The organism is Desulfovulcanus sp. (assembly GCF_982781345.1).
In genome coordinates, this window is sequence record NZ_CEYAEZ010000114.1 from 1 (window position 1) to 2,487 (window position 2,487).

Annotated in this window: 2 protein-coding genes; both read right to left on the reverse strand. The window is 41.6% G+C overall.

Annotated elements, in window-relative coordinates; all coding sequences use genetic code 11:
• Positions 1-243: 243 nt before the first annotated feature.
• Complete coding sequence (locus AC3WVG_RS11390; protein ID WP_488798238.1) at positions 244-921, reverse strand: ATP-binding protein; 678 nt, start codon at positions 919-921, stop codon at positions 244-246.
• A complete protein-coding gene (gene istA, locus AC3WVG_RS11395) occupies positions 905-2,326 on the reverse strand; it encodes an IS21 family transposase (protein WP_488798239.1) in 1,422 nt (473 codons plus the stop codon). Before istA ends, AC3WVG_RS11390 begins: the two co-directional genes overlap by 17 nt.
• Positions 2,327-2,487 lie beyond the last annotated feature (161 nt).

Genomic DNA, 2,487 nt, shown 5'->3' on the forward strand with positions numbered 1-2,487 from the left:
ATCAACGTCCTGTTATACGTGCTTACTCAGAAATACATTGCCAGAAGTAGCTGGGCGTGTAGGCAATCATCAAGGGTAGGCCAAAAACAATCATGGTGGCTTAGCCAGTAGACGGAATTTTTGCTAATCCTTTCGCTTTTATTTTCGAAAAGATAAAAATTATCAAGGTGCTAAATTAAGCGGTTAAACACTGAAGCCCCGCCAGACTTTTGCCACATAGCACTTTGGGTATGTGGGCCGAACTTATTTTTTGTTTCGATAAGATTTTCCCTCCAAGGTGATAAAGGAGCCTTTTAAGACTAAACGATCCAGGATTGCGCTGGCTGTTGCTGAATCAAATATTTTCCCCCACTGGGAGGGGACAAGATTGGTAGTAATCAAGGTTGAAGCAATTTCTGAGCGTTTAGAGATTATCTGAAAAATGTAGTTAGTATGTTCCTGAGAAGGGAAAACGTAACCTAATTCGTCCAGGCAGAAGACTTTGACCTTGGAATAGTAATCAATAAGGGTATAAACGTTTTTAGCTTTGGCCAATTTGGCAACTAAATCGTGAGAGGTAATAAAAACTGTTTGATAGCCTCGCTGGATAGCTTGATAGCAAAGTCCCGAAACAAGGTGGCTTTTACCTACGCCGGCTGGCCCGATCAGCGTCAGGTTGGCCCCGGTTTTTATCCAATCCGAATTTATGAATTCCATAATTTTTTCTCTGGGGATTTTAGGGTTGTATTTCCAATCAAAATCCTCCAGGAGCTTGATTCTTTTTATGCCACTCATCTTTAAGAGATTGCTGATTCTCTTTGATTCCCGCAGTTTCTGTTCTTCACCAAGAAATTGGCTAAGCGCTTTTTGGGTTTCCTGGGGCATTTCTTCAAGCGGACTCAAGAACTTAAAATATTTCCATAAATCAGACAAATTTATCATAATCTTCCAGCCTCCTTTTTCGATAATCGATACTCAAAAGATTTGTATCTTTGGGATAAACCGGGTCAGCTTCTTTGTCAACTGGATGATTGAGTAAACTCAATACGGTCTTCAACTGAAAAGCCTTGAGGGAACAAGCCTCCCGCACAGCGCTAATTAGCATCGCTCTTGAATAAACTTTTAGAAGTTTAAAAAGCTGATAGGCACAGAGCATTTCATCTTCACTGTTTTCTTTAGCCTGGGTTAGAAAAAGATTTAGGCTCGGATCCATATTCCTCATCAGTTGTAGTATGCGTTGATGTTTAAAGTGGGGAGTCCGGTTAAGCAACTTTTCTCTATGCAGCGGATTTTGTAGGGTTTGTTTCTTTAAAAAGCTGCGTTTGTGAGTAGCCACAGGTTGGGAGCTAACCAAAACTACAATTTTTTCCGGATAGGCCACCAGGCTGGCTTGGTGACCACTACAAGAAGTGGGAACAGAATATTTGTTGGTTTCAAACTCAACAAACCCGGTTGAAGAAACTCGGGTGGGAATAATTTTGCCGGCCTGATATTCCAACTTGGGTAGAGGCAAAAGTTTTTCCCGTTTTAAAAGCTCATTGGGAGTTTTGGAAGTTGTTCGATGCTGGGTATCATTTCTTTTCTCCAGCCAACCCCAAAACTTACAATTGAAATCCGTTAAGTCTTTGGAGGTATTCGCATAAATGAATGAACGAAGATCACGACCAATCCTTTCTACTCGGCCCTTTTCATTGCCAGCATGAGGATTACAAGCATAAAGGCTAAAGCCATAAAATCTGGCCAAGTCCAAAAACTGCGGGTTGTACTGAATCTCCGGCCGGCGAGTAATAACTACACTTTTGAGATTATCGTAGCGGCAACGATGCGGAACGCCACCAATTTTCTTAAAACACTCAATGTGCCCATCCACAAAGAATTCAAATGAATTTCTGGGATAAACTTTACCCCAGGCAAAACGAGAATAACTAAGCACCAGTATAAAAGCGTAAAGTTTGCCAAAGGGAACGTTTGTTATCACAAACCAATCAACTTGGGCTTCTTCACCTGGTAAGAATTCCAAGGCATGATAAGCACGTGGTTTACGTTTTCGTAGCTCCCGCGTGAACCTTACCAAACTTGGATAACTGCCAGTGTAACCATAACCCTTCAACCGTTCATAAACCTGGACAGCCTTGAGCAAGGGATACTCGCTGTACCACTGAGCAATTAATCCTTGGTAGGGATCAAGAATTAAATCCTTTTTGGGAACGATTAACTTGGTTCCCGATAAATTAACAACCTTGGAAATCGTCGCGCGATTAATGCTAAGTTGCCTGGCTATCTGTCTGAACGAAAGTTTTTCGACCTCGTACAGATGCAAAATTCTTTTTACCAATGATTCATCCATTATTCTTTTGCCTCCTTTTTCCTTTTGCCCCCAGATTATCTTTTGCGCGGGATTTCTGTCCATCGAGTCCTATTTTGCAAGATTCTATTCAGCTCCGAAAGCGTTCGATTTTTGGCTATATTGGCGCTAATTTCAACAGGAACGAGTCCATCTTTGCAAGC

Excerpts from the sequence above, each read along its gene's own strand:
- AC3WVG_RS11390 (WP_488798238.1), bottom strand. The coding sequence starts at position 921 with ATGATAAATTTGTCTGATTTATGGAAATATTTTAAGTTCTTGAGTCCG.
- istA (WP_488798239.1), bottom strand. The coding sequence starts at position 2,326 with ATGGATGAATCATTGGTAAAAAGAATTTTGCATCTGTACGAGGTCGAA.